This window comes from Streptomyces sp. NPDC018000, assembly GCF_044328025.1.
Classification (GTDB): domain Bacteria; phylum Actinomycetota; class Actinomycetes; order Streptomycetales; family Streptomycetaceae; genus Streptomyces.
This window is the reverse complement of record NZ_JBIRGM010000002.1, coordinates 795,549-812,833: the sequence shown is the minus strand read 5'-3', so window position 1 is coordinate 812,833 and position 17,285 is coordinate 795,549. Positions and strand designations below refer to the sequence as shown.

Sequence of the window (17,285 nt, the reverse complement as noted above, 5' to 3'; positions counted from 1 at the left end):
GAGCCGAGAAGGGCTGTTCGCCTATGCCTCTCCACAAAGGTTCACCCCACGGGACGGAACCGTCGAAGGAACGCCGCAGGCTCGCCCTCAACCCGTTCTTCGGGGAGGCCGACCCGACCGCCGGGATGGAGTTCGCGCCGCCCCGGCACCGGCTGCCCGACGGGCCGATGCCGCCCTCGACCGCGTACGGCCTGGTCCATGACGAGCTGATGCTCGACGGCAATGCGCGGCTCAACCTCGCCACCTTCGTCACCACCTGGATGGAACCCGAGGCCGGGGTGCTGATGGGCGAGTGCCGCGACAAGAACATGATCGACAAGGACGAGTACCCGCGCACCGCCGAGCTGGAACGGCGCTGCGTGGCGATGCTCGCCGAACTCTGGAACGCCCCCGACCCCTCGGCCGTCGTGGGCTGTTCGACCACGGGCTCCAGCGAGGCCTGCATGCTCGCCGGCCTGGCGCTGAAACGCCGTTGGGCAGCCAGGAACGCCGACCGCTACCCGGCGGCCGCCCGGCCGAACCTGGTCATGGGCATCAATGTGCAGGTGTGCTGGGACAAGTTCTGCAACTTCTGGGAGGTCGAGCCGCGCCTGGTCCCGATGGAGGGCGAACGCTTCCACCTCGACCCGCAGGCCGCGGCCGGCCTCTGCGACGAGAACACCATCGGCGTCGTCGGCATCCTCGGCTCCACCTTTGACGGTTCGTACGAGCCGGTCGCGGAGCTCTGCGCGGCGCTGGACGCCCTTCAGGAGCGCACCGGCCTCGACATCCCCGTCCATGTCGACGGGGCATCCGGTGCGATGGTGGCGCCGTTTCTGGACGAGGACGTGGTGTGGGACTTCCGGCTGCCCCGGGTCTCCTCCATCAACACCTCGGGGCACAAGTACGGGCTGGTCTACCCGGGCGTCGGCTGGGCGCTGTGGCGCTCGCCCGCCGAGCTGCCCGAGGAGCTGGTCTTCCGGGTCAACTACCTGGGCGGCGACATGCCGACCTACGCACTGAACTTCTCCCGGCCCGGCGCACAGGTGGTGGCGCAGTACTACACCTTCCTGCGGCTGGGCCGGGACGGATACCGGGCCGTTCAGCAGGCGTCCCGGGACGTTGCCGTCGGGCTCGCCGAGCGGATCGAGAAGCTCGGGGACTTCCGGCTCCTCACCCGGGGCGACCAATTGCCCGTCTTCGCGCTGACGACCGCCCCGGACGTGCAGGCGTACGACGTCTTCGACGTGTCGCGGCGGCTGCGTGAGCACGGCTGGCTGGTACCCGCGTACACGTTCCCCGCCAACCGGCAGGATCTGTCGGTGCTGCGGGTGGTGTGCCGCAACGGCTTCTCGTCCGACCTCGCCGAGCTGCTGCTCGAGGACCTCCGGCTGATCCTGCCCGAACTGCGCAGCCAGCCATACCCGTTGAGCCGCGACAAGCAGGCGGCGACGTCCTTCCACCACTGAGAGCCCTCAGTGGCCGATCCGGTGCGCCTCGGACCTCATGCGTCAACCTTGATCACTCGTCGTCGCCGGGATCGTGGACACCTGTCGCGTACGGGTTCTTCTGCCCCTCGGCGAGCACGCCGACGAACGGTTCGCCCTCCCCCGCGAAGGTGTACGCCCCGCCCTCGATGCGGGCGATCAGCCCGCGCGTCCACTCGGCCCCGGCGTCCGCCGAGTGGACCCACATGTTCATGATTTCGCCGATGTGACCGATCGACTCGGGCCCGGCCTCCGGCGTGTAGTACTCGGTGGCCGAGGCCCGCCAGGCCGTGAGACCGGCCACCCTCTCCTTGAGCAGCGCGATCGCCTCGGCCCGCTCCAGGTCGACGATGCCGCCGAGGCCCGCCGACAGCACGTCCAGTTTCTGGTCGTACGAGGTCAGCGCCGCACGCAGCAGCGTCAGGTACTCCTCGTTGCCCCGATCGGTGATCTCGTACTCGGTACGGGGCGGGCCGCCCGCCGTGCTCGGAGCGGTCTCGTGGGCGACCAGCAGCCCCTGCTTCGCCATCTGCTTCAGTGCGTGATAGACCGATCCGGGCTTGGCGTTGGACCACTCGTGCGCACCCCAGTACTCCAGGTCGTTACGGACCTGATAGCCGTGCGCCCGGCCGTGCTGACGCACGGCGCAGAGGACCAGCAGCCGGATCGCGGACATGTCACGCACCCTTTCTATTCAACTTTGACGAGACTATCCCTCCGCCTCGGCGACCAGCTCGAACGCGGTACGGCCGTCCAGGGACTCCCGGATGATGTCGGCGTGCCCGGCGTGCCGGGCGTGCTCCTCGACGAGATGGAGCAGCAGCCAGCGCATCGAGACCCGCCCGTCCTTCGGGAACCACGGCGTATCGGGCAGCGGGAAGGTGTCGTCCATGCTGGGCACCGAGCGGATGAACTTCTCCACCTCGGCCGCGACACCGTCCCAGAACTCCAGCATCCGCTCCATGGTCTCGTCGCCGACGAGCCGGAAGCTGTCCGCCCAGGTCTCCTCGTCGCGGTATGTCTCGCTCGGCCGCTGCTGAGCCATCCGCAGCCAGTTCAGCTCGACCTCGGCGACATGCTTGAGCAGCCCGGAGAGGGAGAGTTCGCCGGCGCTGGGCCGGCTCGCCGCCTGTTCCTCGGTCAGACCGATGAGCGAGCGCCGGATCGCGCCGCGCTGCGCCTCGACGAAGGAGAGAAGCGCGCCGCGCTCGTCGCCGTGGGCTTCCGCGGGAACGTGAGTGACCATGATGTCCGCCTTGGGGAACCGTGCCGGTTTCTTCCTGACACCGACCAAGCTACGGGCCCTTGCGGTCGTCTTCTGTCCTCAACCATCGGTGTCAGAAAGGGAATGCCGTCCGGCCGTGCTGGATGGACATCCACTTCTGGGTGGTGAAGGCGTCCACGGTCGCCGCGCCGTTCACCCGGCCGATACCGGAGGCCTTCTCGCCTCCGAAGGCCACCAGCGGATCGTCCTGGACGGTGGAGTCGTTGACGTGGAACATCCCGCTGACGACTCGCTGCGCGAACCGCACCCCGCGCTCGGCGCTGCGGGTGTGCACCGCGCCGCTCAGCCCGTACGGGGTGTCGTTGGCGATCCGTACGGCATCGTCCTCGCCGTCGACCGTCACCAGCAGCGCGACCGGGCCGAACACCTCCTGGGACAGCAGCGGGGAGTCCTCGGGAAGCCCGGTGAGCACGGTCGGTTCGACGAGGCTGCCGCGGGTCCGGCCCCGCACGAGTGCGGTGGCCCCCTCGGCGATCGCCCGGTCGACCAGGGCGGTCAGGGCGTCGGCCTGGAAGGTGCTGATGACCGGGCCGATCCGGGTCTCCGGGTCGCGCGGGTCGCCGGTCCTCAGCGCGGCCACCCTGGCGGTGAACTTCTCGGTGAACTCCCGCTCGACACCGCGGTCCACCAGGAGGCGGTTGGCGGCCATGCAGACCTGCCCCTGGTACACGAAGCGGCTGAAGACGGCCGCGTCGACCGCGTAGTCGATATCGGCGTCGTCCAGCACCACCAGGGCGCTGTTGCCGCTGAGTTCGAGGATCGTCCGCTTGAAGTGTCCGGCCGCGGTCGCGCCGACATGGCGGCCGACCCGTTCCGTGCCCGCGAAGGAGATCACCTTGGGTACGGGGTGCTCGATGAACGCGTCCCCTATTTCGGCGACATCGGTGATCAGTACATTGAGCAGTCCGGCGGGCAGTCCGGCGTCCTCGAAGATCTTGGCGATCAGTCCGCCGCCGACGACCGGGGCATTCCGATTGGGCTTGATGACGACCGCGTTACCGAGCGCGAGAGCCGGTGCGACGGACTTCATCGTCACCAGGAAGGGGAAGTTGAAGGGGCTGATCACCCCTATGACACCGACGGGCTGCCGGTAGAGGCGGTTCTCCTTGCCGTCCACCGGGGAGGGCAGGATGCGGCCCCGGGGGCGCAGCGCCTGCTGGACCGCGTCACGCAGGAACTCCTTGGCGACGCGCACCTCGTACTCCGCCTTGAGACGGGTGCCGCCCAGCTCGTCGACGATCGCCTCGACGATGTCGTCGTGCAACTCCTCGGTGATGCGCAGGGCACGTTCCAGGACGCTGCCGCGCTCGTACGGGCCGGTGGTGGCCCAGGACCGCTGGGCGCGCTCGGCGGCGCGGTAGGCCAGGTCGACCTCCTGCGCGGTCGCGATGGTGATCGCGGCGAGTTTCTCCCCGTTGTAGGGATTGAAATCGATGATGTCCCACGAGCCGGTTCCGGTCCGCCACTCACCGTCGATGTACTGGTCGGCCAGCTCGTAGAAGAAGGACATGCGATCCCTTAATTCAGGTGCAGACTCCCGTCGAACCGTCATCGTACTGATGAATCAAGTGAGTTGAAGTAGACCGCGGAGCAGATCACGGCTCTCCTCGGGGCCGGGGCTGTCCTCGTGCAGCCGCGCCATGGCCTTTTCGTACTGAGCGACTTCTTCGGCCTTGTCCAGATAGAGCGCACTTGTCAGCTGCTCCAAATAGACGATGTCCGACAGATCGGATTCCGGGAATCGAAGCATCGTAAAAGAACCGCTCTCCCCCGCATGCCCGCCAAAACTGAAGGGCATCACTTGGAGAGTGATGTTGGGCTGTTCCGACATTTCGATCAGATGCCGCAATTGTCCGCGCATCACTTCACGGTCGCCGTACGGCCGACGCAGCGCCGCCTCGTCCAGTACGGCGTGGAAACCGGGTGCGCGTTCGGAGACGAGGGCCTTCTGGCGCTCCAGCCGCAGCGCGACCCGGCGGTCGATCTCGACGGCCGGGGCGTCGCCCATGCCCCGGGCGACGACCGCGTGCGCGTACGACTCGGTCTGCAACAGGCCGTGGACGAACTGGACTTCATAAACCCGGATGAGCGATGCCGCTCCCTCCAGACCGATGTACGTCTGGAACCACCCGGGCAGTACATCTCCGTAACTGTGCCACCAGCCCGCCACATTGGCCTCGCGGGCCAAGCCGAGCAGGGCGTCGCGCTCCGCCTCGTCCGTGACACCGTAGAGCGTGAGCAGGTCCTCGACATCCCTGGCCTTGAAGCTCACCCGTCCCAACTCCATGCGGCTGATCTTCGATTCGGAAGCCCGGATGGAGTAGCCGGCCGCCTCGCGGGTGATCCCGCGCGAGTCGCGCAGCCGCCTGAGCTGCGAGCCCAGCAGGATGCGCCGCACCACAGATCCACTCGACTCGCCTGCCGCCACTGGTCCGGCCCTCCCCATCGCTTCCTGGAAACCGGAGCTCCCCCCAGAACCCCAAGTGCCGGATTCTGCCACCAAAACGCTTCAGCCCGTACTCGTTCGATTACGGAAATGAGAAGACTCACGGCAAGCTACGAAAATACACGCAGGAAGAAATGACCAAGAACCGGCACGGGGTCGGACAGGTCAGGCGCGTGCACGTGCATCTGCCCTTGCATCTGCCCTGCGCATTCGGAACGATGGTCCTCGCGCACCTGCGTGCTCGTTCGTGTTGTGCCGCTGTTACCCGCAGTACCGATACAGCCGCGAATCCCGGGAGTGCCTCGCATGGGGACGAATGGATCGACGATGCTCGAGCCGTTACGGCAGGGGCTTCCCCCCATCGATCCCTCAGCCGCCTCCGGATCGGCCACCTGCACCTTGCCCGCCCGCTACGAAGCCGTCGGCGGGGCACGGCAGTTCACCAGGACGACGCTGAACGGCTGGGGACTGGGTGAGCGTTTCGACGACGTCGCACTGGTCGTCTCCGAACTCGTGACCAACGCCCTGCGGCACGCCCTGCCCGCGGACATCGCGCCGACGCCTCAGGAGCCGCCCGTACGGCTGCACTTGATTCGCTGGAGCTCGCGCCTGGTGTGCGCCGTGCGCGACCTCAGCCAGGAGAGCCCCATGGCCTCCGAGGCTCCCGACTCGGCGGAGTCGGGCCGCGGCCTCTTCCTGGTGGAGTCCTTCAGCGACTCCTGGGGCTGGCACCCCTCCCCCGTTCTGGGAACGGAAAACCGGAACACCGCGGCAATACCGCGCGGCAAGGTGGTCTGGGCACTGTTCCGGCTGTCCGACGGAAGATGACCCGCGCGGCGACCGCGCGGGCCGGCGGCGGGAGGCGGCGGGGGCGGACGCCGCCCCCCGCGGGGCGCGGTCAGCCGCCCGCTATGAGGTGGTCGAACTCCCCGTCCTTCACCCCGAGCAGCAGCGCCTCTATCTCGGCCGGCGTATAGACCAGGGCAGGCCCGTCGGGGTGGCGTGAATTCCGCATCGCCACATCCCCGTCGGGCAGTTTCGCGAACTCCACACAAGATCCCTGGGAGTTGCTGTGTCTGCTCTTCTGCCAGACGACTCCGCGAAGCTCTGTGGCCGCCATGCCGTTGTACACGTGGTGCACAGGACGCTCCCCGAGTTGCAAGGTGCAGGTGTCAATTGCCTCGGATCATAGCTCTGTTCAATTACGCCTGCATGAGCAGATGCATGAGCGAATGCACGTGCACGCGGGGTATTCCTGTGATTACAGCTCCGGCCACAGAGACAGACGCACGAGACACCTGTTTGGCTCCGCGCACCCCGAGTTGGGCACCCCATCCCGGGGGTGCGCGGGCAACCCGGCGCGGCCTTTCGCCGACAAGGGGGAATTCCTCAGGCTCCCGGTGAGGGCGGCGGCTTCGGGGGGTGCCGGTTCGGCTTCGACGCCCCGTCCAGTCCCCGGGAGAACTCCTCCAGGACTTCGAGGAGGAGGCCTGCCCCGTTCCGTACGAACGGGTCCTCCTCCCCCTCGCCCGTCCTCTGCTGCGCGTCCCACCGCGCCAGCGCCTCACGCACTTCCGCCCAGTCCGGTACGCGCCGCTCCCGCACTTCCTTCGCGCCCTGTTCGGTGGCCCGGCGCAGCGCTTCGGCCAGGTGCGCGGCGGCCGGTACGGGGGTGGCGCCGCCGCTCGGGAGGTGGGCCTCCAGCAGCATCGCGACCCGGCCGAACTGGGCGAGGGCGTGCTGGGTGTCGTCGGCGGCGGCATGGGAGAGGCCGCGGTTGCGTACCGGTTCGTGCCGCGCGGCGGCCAGCGCCTCCTGCCAGGCGACGCGGGCCTCGCGGGTGTCGAGCAGGGCGGAACGGACGTCGTCGTGGCCGCGCTCGGCCGGTTCGGCGTACTGCTCGACGACCGAGGCGGCGTACCGCCCGTCCGCCTTCAGCCAGTCGCCGAGCCTGCCGCGAAGCCTCGGGGTCTCCCAGGCCGGGTAAGCCGCGTACGAGATCATCGCGAGGAGGCCGCCGACGAGGGTGAGGACGACCCGTTCGAACACGGTCTGCGACCAGTTGTTGCCCGCCATGCCGAGCAGAAAGACGACGTACGCCGAGACACATGCCTGGCCGACCACGTATCCGGTGCGCATCAGCAGATACATCAGCAGGGCGCAGAGCACGGAGAGCATCGCGGTCAGAGTCACACCGGGGTGGGTGATCTCGACGATCGCGGTGGCGAGCGAGACGCCGACGATCGTGCCGCCGAAGCGGGCCACGGAACGCCCGTACGTCTGGGAGAACTCCGGCCGCATCACCATCACGGCCGCCATGGGCGCCCAGTAGCCGTGGCCGAACGGCAGCGCGGCGCCGATGAGATAGCCGACGGCGACGACGACGGAGACCCGCACGGCGTGCCGCAGGATCGGTGAACCGGGGCGCAGTTCGGCGCGCATCGCCTTCACGACGACGGGGACCAGCCGCAGGAGGGTGGGCCGGCGGCGGTGCGTGGCGGGCGTCTCCTCCCCGGCGGCCCTGATGGTCTCCGCCGCTTCCTCGGCCTCGGCCCGCTCCTCCTTCGTCCCCTCGCCCTCGGCCGTCTCGATGACATCGGAGAGCAGCGCGCCGAGCCGTTCGGCGGCGCGGCGGGGCGGTCCGGCGAGGAGAGTGCCGGTGTCGGGGGTCTTCAGCGCGGCGACGGCGGACGGGGAGAGCTTCACCGGTTCGCCGTGGCGGATCGCATGGGCCGCCGAGTCGAGCACGGATCCGGCGGCGGCGAGGAGCTCGCGGACCCGGTCCCGCTCGGGCCCCTCGGACGGAACGCCCATCGCCGGGTCCGCGAGCGAGGCGAGCACCGGCCTGATCCGTTCGGCGACACCGCGGGGGCCCCGCAGCTCGGGCGGCCGGCGGCGGGCCTGCCACGGGGTGACGGCGGCCGCGCTGCGGGCCTTCATCAGCGGCACCGGGTCGAAGGCGGCGAGCGGGTCCTGGCGCAGTCGCCGGGCGTAGCCGGCCTCGGCGGCCAGCGCATCGGCGAGGGCGTCACGCTGGGCGCCCCATCTCCGTACCGGGAACAGGACGATCAGCGCCGCCTGCACCACACCGCCGAACAGCATCATCGCGGCATGCACGGCCGAGTTCGCGACGGAGGTGGGCAGGGTGACCGTCACCAGCATGATCGCCACGTTGGACGACGCGATGATGCCGCCCGTCGGTCCCGCCGCCCAGGCCAGGCCCGCGAGAAACGTCCAGAGCACCAGGAGGGCCAGGAACAGCGGCATGTGGGAGCCGGTGAGAAAGCCGAGGAACGTCGACACGGCGAGGCTCGCCCCGGAGACCAGGGCGAGGACCGGCCGGGGACGCCAGCTGCGCTGGAACGTCGCGATGGCCGCCTGGAACGCGCCGAACGCGGAACTCGCGGCGACGACGGGCCCGAAGAACGCGAGGCTGATCCCGATGACGAGGGCGAGCCCGGCCGCACCGCGGATCGCGACGAGCGGTTCGAGACGCCGCCGCTCGATCGTCAGCCCCGAGCGGGCGGTCTCTTTCAGCGCCCAGAGCCAGCTCATGCCCAGAGCCTAGCCGGAATACCCGATAAGCCCGAGTTGCCGGAAATATAAGAGGTTTCTAGTGCCGTGACGGGGGCAGACCCTGCCGGTCGCGGTGCTAGCGGTTCCCGCGCCTGCCGTGACGGGGGCAGACCTTGCCAGTCGCAGCGCTAGCGGTTTCCGCGCCTGCCGTGGATCCCCGGCCCGCTCCCGCCCATCCTCGCCCGGTCCGCCGCGGCCGTTCCACAGGTCCATCCGTCGAGGTCCGTGGCGCCCCGCACGCGCGTGGTCGTGGTCTCGGGGAACATCCGCTCGGCGGTGTCCGTGACGGCCATGTCGCGGGCGGCGAGGACCGGGAGCAGATGAGGTGCCGCCACCCCTGCGGCTTCGGATCCGGTCTCGGCCTCGACTTCGACTTCGGCGGCCGCGGTGACGCGGGCGGTGTCGGCGACGAGCCTGCTGCCCAGGCGCTGGGCGTACGCCATCAGGAAGGACTGCCTGAACGTCTTGGTCCGCTTGCGTCCGCCGGCCCGCTGGCCCGCCTCCGCCTTGGTCATCGCCACCGTGCCCTGGACCAGCAGGGAGGTGTACAGCATCTCCACGGCCTCCAGGTCCGGCTCGAAGCCGACCACCGTGGAGAAGCCGAGGTCGCTGTTCCACACCGCTCGGCAGCGGTTCGCGGAGGCGACCGCGTCGAGCAGGATCGCCTTCGCCGTCTCGTACGGGGCATCCACCCCGATCCGGCACGCCCCCGGCGCCTCCTTGCTGTGGGTACGGGCGGCGAGCAGGGCCTCGTCGATGGAGTGCCGGGCCATCAGCTCCTGCGCCTTGGTGGTGAGTGCCTCCGCCTCCTCGGGGAAGCCGGTCGCCTCCGCCTTGGCGAGCAAGGCACGGATCCGGGTCAGCATCCGGGGTTCGTCGTGTGCGGGCGGCAGGTGCGGCCCGTGCGGGGAGGTGCCGGGCGGCGGCCCGACCGGTTCGATGGCGGGGAGCCTGAGCAGCAGCCGGTACAGGCCGAGGAGGGCGGAGGCGTAGGAGAACCGGTCAGGCCTGTTCCGGGGCGGCGCGGCGGGGAGCCCGTCGAGCTGGGACCGCCAGCGGGGCGGCAGCTGCTCGTACCGTCCGGTCTCCGACGCGATCAGCCCGGCGGCGAGGCCGACCGCGGTCTCGTCGCATTCGCGGCGGACGATACGTACGACGTCGGCTGGCTGCCAGCCGCGCTCCCAGGCCCGGCGGACGAACTCCTCGCCGCGCCTGACCAGTTCTGCGTCGGCCGTCGGATCGGCGGCCAGGAGGGAGGCTCCGGTGTCGAGACCGGCGTCGCCGTCCGAGTAGAGGGCTGCCGCGAATGCCTGGTCGATCACCGGTTCCATGAGGTCAGGGTAGGCAAGGCGCCGGGCGGACGGGACGCCGGACGGGTCCTGCCCGCGCCCGCCCCTGCAGGTCGGAGACCTGCCCGTACCGCCCGTCCACACCCTGTGGATATCGCACACGGCTTGCTCAACCCTCAGCCCCGCCCTCGGTGGGGTCCGAGGACCGACCCCTTTGAGGGGGAGGCGGTGTGGTCCGGGCTATGGAAGGCCGACGGTCGTCACACCGCGCAGTTCGCGGTGGAGGCGAGACGCCAGCATGCCGGGGAGCCGGGGCTTGTCGTACGCGGAGAGCACGTCGCGCTCGGAGGTGTGCCATCCGGTGTCGGTCAGCCGGTAGAGGGTGCCCGACACCCCGTAGAGGCGGGGCTTGCGCACCCGCAGTACGACGTACTCGGCCCTGCACAGGAACGGGCACTGCCGAACCGACACCCGTACGTGCTCGGCGCACAGCGGCGGCATGGACGTGATGGACCTCTCCGGCCACGTCGGGGGCGAGCCCTCGCGCCGCCAGTCGATGAACAGCCACCCGTTCCGGTCCCGGTCGGCCGGCCCGCCGCAGACCTGGCACAGCATGTCCTCCATGCATGCGCGCTGCCGCCGCACATTCATGCAGTCGTACAGAACGCGCCCGCCCGTGGACTCGGACACGCGGACCCACAGGTTCCCGTGATGGTCCCGGTCCTCCGGGCGCGTGTTGCGGTACGCGAGCCGCGGCCCACCCGGAGCAAAATCGACCTTCAACTCATTTTCGAGTCCGGGCAGTTCGTCGGTACGTGACGCGACGTACGGCGTCAGGAGAGGCATGGGACAGTCCCTTTCGGCTGTCGGATGGAACCGCCCGACTGCCACCGCCCCCAGAAACAAGGGGACAGCCTGGCGGAATCTGCGGGGGCTACGGGTCTTGCGAGGTTCGCGGGGCACGCGGAGTTCGCGGGTTCTGACGGGTTCGGCGAGGGGCTACGCGGCGATCGGCGCGCCCGCCTCGGCGGCGGACTCCGCTGCTTCCGGTACTGGTACGCACAGCGGGCGGGCGGTGAGCCCGTACCAGCATGTTCCGTCCCCGGTGATGAACTCGAACTCGATCCCTGCGGCGAGGCGTTGCAATGCTTCATCCTGGCGTTGGTCGTCGGCGGCCCGGGCACGTAGTGCGGTCGGTGCGTCGGGCACGGGCGACGGCACCGGCCGTAACACGTACGGGGAAATCCACGGGGTGCCCTGGTCCGGGTCCAGCCCGTTGGCGAGCCGTACAGCTTGCCCGTGCAGCCACCGGAGCGCGAGCCGGGGCGACGCCACGAGAGTCCCGCCCAGGTGGACGGTCGTCCGGCCGTCACCCGCATACGCCCCGCAAGGAACAGCCCCGTCACAGCAGCTCACCACGGCTACGACGGTTGGCACGGGCGAGTTCGGCACGCAACCGCTCTATCGGGTCGGCCGGCCGTACGCCCTCGGGGACGACGGTCCACTCGACCCCTCCACCGACCGGACGCAGAGACCACTGGCCGCACCACTCACCACGAAACTCGCCGACCCGATCCTGCGATAGGTCCACCATGAGCGTGCCGGGGACCGGGGCCGGGGCGCGTGGGGGTTCCTGTTCGTTCGAGGCACCGTTCTTCACAGACACGGACCACTCCTCTCCGTAGTGATTCCACTACCAGGGCGACCCAGAGTGACCTACAGTCAGCTTCCCTTCAACTAGCCGAAACCGAAGGAAGAGAAGGGTTGCAACATGGTCAACCGCAGGGAGTTAAACCCGGAATCAAGCCCGGAGGCGGCCTACGGGGCCCGTGTGCGCAGGCTGCGGGAGGACCGTGGCTGGAGCCAAGAGGACCTAGCCGGGAAGGTGGCATATTCCAGCCAGCATATTTCTGCTGTTGAAACTGCTCGGAAACCGCCGACCCTTCCCTTCTCACGCAAGGCCGACCTCGTCTTCGGTACTGGCAGTTCTGCCGAGTCGTTCGAGCGCGAGTGGCGCGACATGCGGCATGGCGTACTGCTGGAGGGCTTCCCGGAGTACGTCGGGTATGAGGGGCGCGCGGTAGAGATCCGGCTGTTTGAGATCGGGCTCATCCCTGGCTTGCTTCAGACACCGGAGTACGCACGGGCCTTGGCGGATGGTGACGTGTGGCGTGGTTCCATCACGCCTGGACAGGCGGATGAACGTGTCTCGTTCCTGGCGGAGCGGCAGGCGACGTTGGCGAGGCCCCGGCCGCCCATGATGCTTGTTGTGATGGACGAGAGCTGTCTCCATCATGCCGTCGGCGGTCCGGATGTCATGGCAGCTCAGCTTCAACGGTTGGCCGAGGTCGCGTCCCTCCCTAACTGGATGCTCCAGGTGTCACCCTTTGGCATAGGGGCACGTCGCTCGTTCAATCTTCCGCTGTACCTGCTGACACTGTCGGACCGCACGGTCATGTCCTACGCCGAGTCCGCCCAGCAAGGCCATCTTGAGCGGGAAACCACGTGCGTACTCCCCTTGCTGACGGCCTACCATCAACTACAAGCCGAGGCGTTGTCCCAGGCGGAATCCGTAGCGTTGTTCCACCAGTTGCGAAAGGGCCTCCCGTGACGACCGAATCTCCCCGTTGGTTCAAGTCCTCGTACAGCTCGAACGGTGGCGCCTGCATCGAGGTCGCTGTGAACCTCGTCACCCCGAGTGGCTTGGTCCCCGTCCGTGACTCGAAGAACCCGGGCGGTCCAGCGCTGAACACCTCCGCCGAAGCGTTCGCATCCTTCGTGGCGGGTGTCAAGTCCGGGGAACTCAAGGCGACCTGACACGTAATCAACAACTGTTGGCCCCAAGATGTCCCATCGCGCTCAGTGCGGTGGGACATCTTGTCATGCGATGTGCACAACGTGGCGATGGACTCATGTCCAGCTACGCGAGGTCATCCCCGCGTGCACGGGGATGACCCGGGGGCGGTCGACCGGAGCGGTCTTGTTGGGCTACACAGCAGGCTGTCCGCTGCCGGGGCACATCTCTTGTGATCCCTGTGCCTGATGCATGGTGGTCGGGGTGCCGGGCGCGGAGCCCACGATGGCGCCGCAGACGGGGCATCCGCCCTCGCACAGGCCGGGGTCGAATCGGTGGCCGGGGCTGGTGTGACTGCACATATCAGTTCCTCCTTGACGGGGCGGTGCTGACAGGTGGTGCACTTGCACTCCGGCCCGGCCGGCGGGGCGGAGAGTCAGAAAGCGGACTGAAGATCGAACGGCTGTCCGCCCTTGCCCTGACCTGCACGGGCAGTGTGCTGGAACAGGATGAAGATCTTGGACTCGCTGTGGAACACGAGGCCCACCCCCGGGTGAGTGTTCGGCTCGGCCGCCATCTCGCCGGACGTGTAGGCATACACGTGTGCAATCTCGGCGTTGCCCGCGTTTGTGAACATGGCCGCCAGGTACTGCTCAGCCCGCGCGGGGGTGATCTTGCCGTCCTCGTACAGTTCCGGTACAGGGACTTCGACCGGAGGCTCATCCATGACGGGCACTTCCGGGCGGTCGTACTTGTCGCTGGTGGACGCGGCGGTGATCGCCGCCCACAGCTGCGAACCGGTGGTGAAGGTGATGTGGACTCCGAACGGCCGGCCCTCCTCCTGCCAGGGCTCGGCAGCCTGCACATCCGGGGCTTTCATCAGAGTCTCGACAGCGAATTCTTGGAAGCGCGCGGGTCGCATTTGTGATCATTCCTTCCGAGGCGGCCGAGTCAGTCTAGGGGGATGGGGCGCGCGATTCCGGCTCGCTGAGGGGTGGGCCCGCCCGTGACTGGTCAGCGCATGATCAGCCGCGAGCGGGAGTCATTTGGCGGGCCAGGCCCGACCCGGCCGGTCCCACGAGGACCTGGAGCTGTTCCTGCCGCTGCCGCAGGGTGTCGGAGTTGCTGTCGCAGATCGCGACGAGCTCGGCCCTGCTGGATGCGAGCAGGCCGGGCAGGTGGTCTTCGATCGCCTGGTGGCCGAGGCCGATGACCGCAGCGCGTCGTTTCATGCGCGGACTCCTTCCGCTTCGTGAAGGAACATGTCGGTGCACGACGAGTAGAGCCCAACTCCTGGTCACCATCCAGGCGTTGCCTGTAGTCCCGAGGTTGTCCCGCTATCGCCCGCAGTAGCCTCACGGTCACCGTCAATGATGGGATTGGCCCCGTGGACGACCAGATCCGGCACCCCCTCGCGTATGCCCGCGCGCTTCGCGGCTGGTCCCAGACCGACCCCGCGGCCCGCATCCACCACGCTGCCAGGAACAGGCCCGAGGGGCTTCGCTCCGGCACCGACAAGGCCGCCGTCAGCAAGTGGGAGAACTGGCGGAAGACGCCCAGCATCGAATCCCAGCTCCTGATCGCCGAAGCCTTCGACGTCCCGATAGGTGACCTGGAAGCCTTCGAGTGGCCTCACTGGCTCCCCGGCCAGGAAAAGCCAGTGCCGCTCGGATCGTCGTTCATCGTCCACGCACTTCGAGACGCACAGAGAGCCACAATGGACCATCGCCGCCGCACCTTCATGACCTTCAGCGCGCTCGCCCTGGCCGGGCTCTCCACCCAGTGGGCCACCCTCGAACCCGACCGGCTCACTACCTCCCTGAACGGCAAGCGGGTCGACGGCGAACTGGTCGATTGGTTGGAGGACACCAGCACCAAGCTGACCGCCATGCCCACCGAACAGCGCCAGCACACCGCGAAGCTGATGGACGCCCAGCTCGACACGGTCACCGACTTGCTTGAGCAAGGCCGCTACACCGAACCCGTCGGCCGACGGCTTCACCTGCTGGCCGCCTCCCTGGCCAGCACCTGCGGCTGGCACCGCTTCGACCAGGGGCACCACTTCACGGCGGGCAAGCTCTGGAATGCGGCTCTCACCAACGCGCACGCCGCCCGCGACCGCGACCTCGGCGCCGGTATCCTCTCAGACCTCGCCTACCAGTCGATCTGGCTCACTCAGCCCGACGCCGCCGTCGAACCGCTCAGCCAGGCCCTCATCCACACCCAGCACCCCACCGCCCGTTCCCTGCTTCACCTCCGCCGGGCCCGCGCGCACGCCGCCCTCGGTGCCACCGCCGACTGCCACCGCGACCTGGCCGCTGCGGAGATCGCCCTGCTGACCGACAGCCCCGACCCGACACCGGCCTGGTGCCGGTGGATGAGCACGGCGGACCTGGCCGTCGACTCCGGCCAATGCATGCTCGACCTCGGCCGCACCGACGACGCGCACGCCCACATCGACGAGGGCATGAGCCTGCTGCCACGCTCCCGCGACAAGACCCGCGGGATCTTCCTGACCTACGAGGCCCGCAGCCTGCTGAAGGCCCGCGAGGTCGAGCAAGCCGTCGCCGTCGCGAACCAGTCCCTCGACCTCGCCACCCGGATCGGCGCCGAACGGTGCGTCACCCTGGTGCGCGAACTCGCTCCGGGGTTCAGGCCGTACCGGCAGGTAGACGGCGTCAGCGACCTCATGGACCGCCTCCGGGCCGGCTGAGCAGGGGCGGCCTCCGCGTCCGCATCCACGAGGTGACCCGCCGGCCCGCTCTCGCCAGCAACCCCACGGAGCCACGATGACCGCCCAGCCCGCGCGTGATCATTTGGTCACCGACCGCAGCCTTCTCTCCACCAAGGCATACGGCACGGGCCAGCACCTGGCCGCTCGCCAGTCTCTCTACCAGTGGCAAACGCCGCGCCACGATCTTCCGGGCATCGTCGTGAACGAACTGGCCGGCATACGCGGCGCGGTCACGGACGTGGGTTGCGGGAACGGGAGGTTCGTAGCCCGGGTCCGGGAGGACCGTCCTGACCTGACCGTCCTTCCCATGGACATTTCTCCCGGCATCCTCGGCACCACTCCCGGAGCCGTCGTCGCGGACATCCAGCAGCTGCCCATCGCGCACGGAGCCCTCGGCGCGGTCCTTGCGCTGCACATGCTCTACCACGTCGAGGACCAGGCCCAGGCCGTGCGGGAACTGGGCCGGGTCCTGGCACCCGACGGCATCGCGGTCATCTCGACCAACAGCCGGACCGACAAGCGGGAGCTGGAAGATCTCTGGCGTAGTGCCGCAGGTGACGTGCTGGGTATCAAGGAGGGGCCGGCCCGCGTGCAGTTGTCCGCCCGCTTCACCTTGGAGGATGCCCCGGTGGTCCTCGGCGCGGTCTTCGGTGATATCCGTACGATCCTCCTGCGCGGGGTGATCGCGGTGACCGACGCCGAACCCGTCATCGCCCACTTGGCGTCGTACGAAGCCTGGGCGGACCAGATGGGCGTGCCGTTCGAGGAGACGATCGAGCGCGCGCGAGAGCGGGTCAACGAGGCCATTCACACCGAGGGCGCGTTCCGTGTCACCTGCCTGGGCGGCATGCTCATCTGCCGGGAAACCCGGCTGTAGGCCAGTGGACCATGTGTGGACCGCCATCGGCGGCGAGGAGCCCCGAGAGCGGGAAACGAGCAGGTCAGCCACGTTGAAGACGCTTCCCCCAGCACCCTCTTGAAATCCGTAGGGACGTGAAAGCGTTCCCGTGGGTTCGAATCCCACCGCCCCCGCAGGTCATAGACATGCTGGTCAGAAGGGGTACCTCTCGTTGAGGGGCACCCCTTCTGCATAGAGGGTGTCTCACCTTGATCCGGTTCTGTCGCATTGCGGATCAGCGCGTGTGGACCAGGCGTGGACCAGATCTTGGCCGGTTGCCCCAGCTCAAGCAGTCTCTGCCACTGTGAGAGAAAGGACCTTGCGCAGGTGTTCTCCAAGACCATGTTCACGCGTCTGATCTTCGAGAACGACGCCGTTCAAGGGGAGCAGTGGCTGCGGCTGCGCGACGAGGGGGGTAAGACGACGCTGACGCTGAAGCAGGTCACCGACGCCAGCCACATCAACGGCACCACGGAGATCGAGGTCGAGGTCAACGACCTGGAGAGGACCGCCGAACTCCTCAAGGCCCTCGGCCTCCGCCAGGTGCGCTACCAGCAGAACTACCGGGAGGAGTGGCAGCTCGACGGCGTCACCTACGATCTCGACACCTGGCCCGGCCTGCCCACCTTCCTGGAGATCGAGGGCCCCTCGGAGCAGGCGGTGCGCGAGGCGGCAGCCGCGTTCGGCTTCGACTACACCGAAGCCCGCTTCGGCAGCATCGACCTGATCTACAAGAGCGAAGCCGACAGGGACATCCTTGCCGAGCCCGCCCTCCTGTTCGCCTGAGCCTCCCTCGC

18 protein-coding genes and 1 pseudogene are annotated in these 17,285 nt (G+C 68.6%); 7 read left to right on the top strand and 12 right to left on the bottom strand.

Annotated elements, in window-relative coordinates; all coding sequences use genetic code 11:
* The first annotated feature begins 23 nt into the window (after positions 1 to 23).
* Positions 24 to 1,448: a glutamate decarboxylase gene (locus ACH4EW_RS08200; RefSeq protein ID WP_398253098.1), complete on the top strand. Its 1,425-nt coding sequence runs from the start codon at positions 24 to 26 to the stop codon at positions 1,446 to 1,448.
* A 52-nt stretch (positions 1,449 to 1,500) separates the two neighbouring features.
* On the opposite strand, the gene ACH4EW_RS08195 is transcribed toward ACH4EW_RS08200, so the two are convergent.
* The 4 genes from ACH4EW_RS08195 to ACH4EW_RS08180 all read right to left on the bottom strand — a co-directional run bounded on the left by ACH4EW_RS08195 (position 1,501) and on the right by ACH4EW_RS08180 (position 5,197).
* Positions 1,501 to 2,142, bottom strand: coding sequence for a PadR family transcriptional regulator (locus tag ACH4EW_RS08195; RefSeq protein WP_398253095.1), 642 nt, complete (start codon positions 2,140 to 2,142; stop codon positions 1,501 to 1,503).
* A 33-nt stretch (positions 2,143 to 2,175) separates the two neighbouring features.
* Entirely contained in the window at positions 2,176 to 2,712 is a 537-nt protein-coding gene (locus tag ACH4EW_RS08190) for a DinB family protein (RefSeq protein WP_398253092.1), read from the bottom strand.
* A gap of 91 nt (positions 2,713 to 2,803) precedes the next feature.
* A complete protein-coding gene (locus ACH4EW_RS08185) occupies positions 2,804 to 4,261 on the bottom strand; it encodes an aldehyde dehydrogenase family protein (RefSeq protein ID WP_398253089.1) in 1,458 nt (485 codons plus the stop codon).
* Positions 4,262 to 4,315: 54 nt separating this feature from the next.
* Entirely contained in the window at positions 4,316 to 5,197 is an 882-nt protein-coding gene (locus ACH4EW_RS08180) for a helix-turn-helix domain-containing protein (protein WP_398253086.1), read from the bottom strand.
* Positions 5,198 to 5,524: 327 nt separating this feature from the next.
* Between ACH4EW_RS08180 and ACH4EW_RS08175 the strand changes: the two genes are divergently transcribed.
* Positions 5,525 to 6,025, top strand: a complete 501-nt coding sequence (locus tag ACH4EW_RS08175) for an ATP-binding protein (protein WP_398253083.1) — start codon at positions 5,525 to 5,527, stop codon at positions 6,023 to 6,025.
* Positions 6,026 to 6,095: 70 nt separating this feature from the next.
* Here ACH4EW_RS08175 and ACH4EW_RS08170 read toward each other — a convergent pair whose 3' ends face one another.
* The 6 genes from ACH4EW_RS08170 to ACH4EW_RS08145 form a co-directional block, all read right to left on the bottom strand.
* Entirely contained in the window at positions 6,096 to 6,338 is a 243-nt protein-coding gene (locus ACH4EW_RS08170; RefSeq protein WP_037690973.1) for a DUF397 domain-containing protein, read from the bottom strand.
* A gap of 248 nt (positions 6,339 to 6,586) precedes the next feature.
* Positions 6,587 to 8,752, bottom strand: coding sequence for an FUSC family protein (locus ACH4EW_RS08165; RefSeq protein WP_398253080.1), 2,166 nt, complete (start codon positions 8,750 to 8,752; stop codon positions 6,587 to 6,589).
* Positions 8,753 to 8,901: 149 nt separating this feature from the next.
* Positions 8,902 to 10,104, bottom strand: coding sequence for a DUF2786 domain-containing protein (locus ACH4EW_RS08160; RefSeq protein ID WP_398253077.1), 1,203 nt, complete (start codon positions 10,102 to 10,104; stop codon positions 8,902 to 8,904).
* A 198-nt stretch (positions 10,105 to 10,302) separates the two neighbouring features.
* Positions 10,303 to 10,908 (bottom strand): hypothetical protein, encoded by a 606-nt coding sequence (locus tag ACH4EW_RS08155; RefSeq protein ID WP_398253074.1) that lies wholly within the window; start codon positions 10,906 to 10,908, stop codon positions 10,303 to 10,305.
* A 153-nt stretch (positions 10,909 to 11,061) separates the two neighbouring features.
* Positions 11,062 to 11,397 (bottom strand): hypothetical protein, encoded by a 336-nt coding sequence (locus tag ACH4EW_RS08150; RefSeq protein WP_398253071.1) that lies wholly within the window; start codon positions 11,395 to 11,397, stop codon positions 11,062 to 11,064.
* A gap of 67 nt (positions 11,398 to 11,464) precedes the next feature.
* Positions 11,465 to 11,656 (bottom strand): hypothetical protein, encoded by a 192-nt coding sequence (locus ACH4EW_RS08145; protein ID WP_398253347.1) that lies wholly within the window; start codon positions 11,654 to 11,656, stop codon positions 11,465 to 11,467.
* Positions 11,657 to 11,833: 177 nt separating this feature from the next.
* Between ACH4EW_RS08145 and ACH4EW_RS08140 the strand changes: the two genes are divergently transcribed.
* Both ACH4EW_RS08140 and ACH4EW_RS08135 read left to right on the top strand, forming a co-directional pair.
* On the top strand, positions 11,834 to 12,673 hold the full coding sequence (locus ACH4EW_RS08140; protein WP_398253068.1) for a Scr1 family TA system antitoxin-like transcriptional regulator: 840 nt from the start codon (positions 11,834 to 11,836) through the stop codon (positions 12,671 to 12,673).
* On the top strand, positions 12,670 to 12,879 hold the full coding sequence (locus ACH4EW_RS08135) for a DUF397 domain-containing protein (RefSeq protein WP_398253065.1): 210 nt from the start codon (positions 12,670 to 12,672) through the stop codon (positions 12,877 to 12,879). The genes ACH4EW_RS08140 and ACH4EW_RS08135 overlap by 4 nt, the downstream gene beginning before the upstream one ends.
* A gap of 413 nt (positions 12,880 to 13,292) precedes the next feature.
* On the opposite strand, the gene ACH4EW_RS08130 is transcribed toward ACH4EW_RS08135, so the two are convergent.
* Both ACH4EW_RS08130 and ACH4EW_RS08125 read right to left on the bottom strand, forming a co-directional pair.
* A complete protein-coding gene (locus tag ACH4EW_RS08130; protein ID WP_398253062.1) occupies positions 13,293 to 13,778 on the bottom strand; it encodes a hypothetical protein in 486 nt (161 codons plus the stop codon).
* A 103-nt stretch (positions 13,779 to 13,881) separates the two neighbouring features.
* Positions 13,882 to 14,088: a hypothetical protein gene (locus tag ACH4EW_RS08125; protein ID WP_398253059.1), complete on the bottom strand. Its 207-nt coding sequence runs from the start codon at positions 14,086 to 14,088 to the stop codon at positions 13,882 to 13,884.
* Positions 14,089 to 14,243: 155 nt separating this feature from the next.
* Here ACH4EW_RS08125 and ACH4EW_RS08120 point away from each other — a divergent pair, with 155 nt between their 5' ends.
* The 3 genes and pseudogenes from ACH4EW_RS08120 to ACH4EW_RS08110 all read left to right on the top strand — a co-directional run.
* Complete coding sequence (locus tag ACH4EW_RS08120) at positions 14,244 to 15,569, top strand: XRE family transcriptional regulator (protein WP_398253056.1); 1,326 nt, start codon at positions 14,244 to 14,246, stop codon at positions 15,567 to 15,569.
* Positions 15,570 to 15,645: 76 nt separating this feature from the next.
* Positions 15,646 to 16,467 (top strand): class I SAM-dependent methyltransferase, encoded by an 822-nt coding sequence (locus ACH4EW_RS08115; RefSeq protein ID WP_398253053.1) that lies wholly within the window; start codon positions 15,646 to 15,648, stop codon positions 16,465 to 16,467.
* 345 nt (positions 16,468 to 16,812) lie between these two features.
* A pseudogene (locus tag ACH4EW_RS08110) lies at positions 16,813 to 17,274 on the top strand (class IV adenylate cyclase); the annotation flags it as partial.
* Positions 17,275 to 17,285 lie beyond the last annotated feature (11 nt).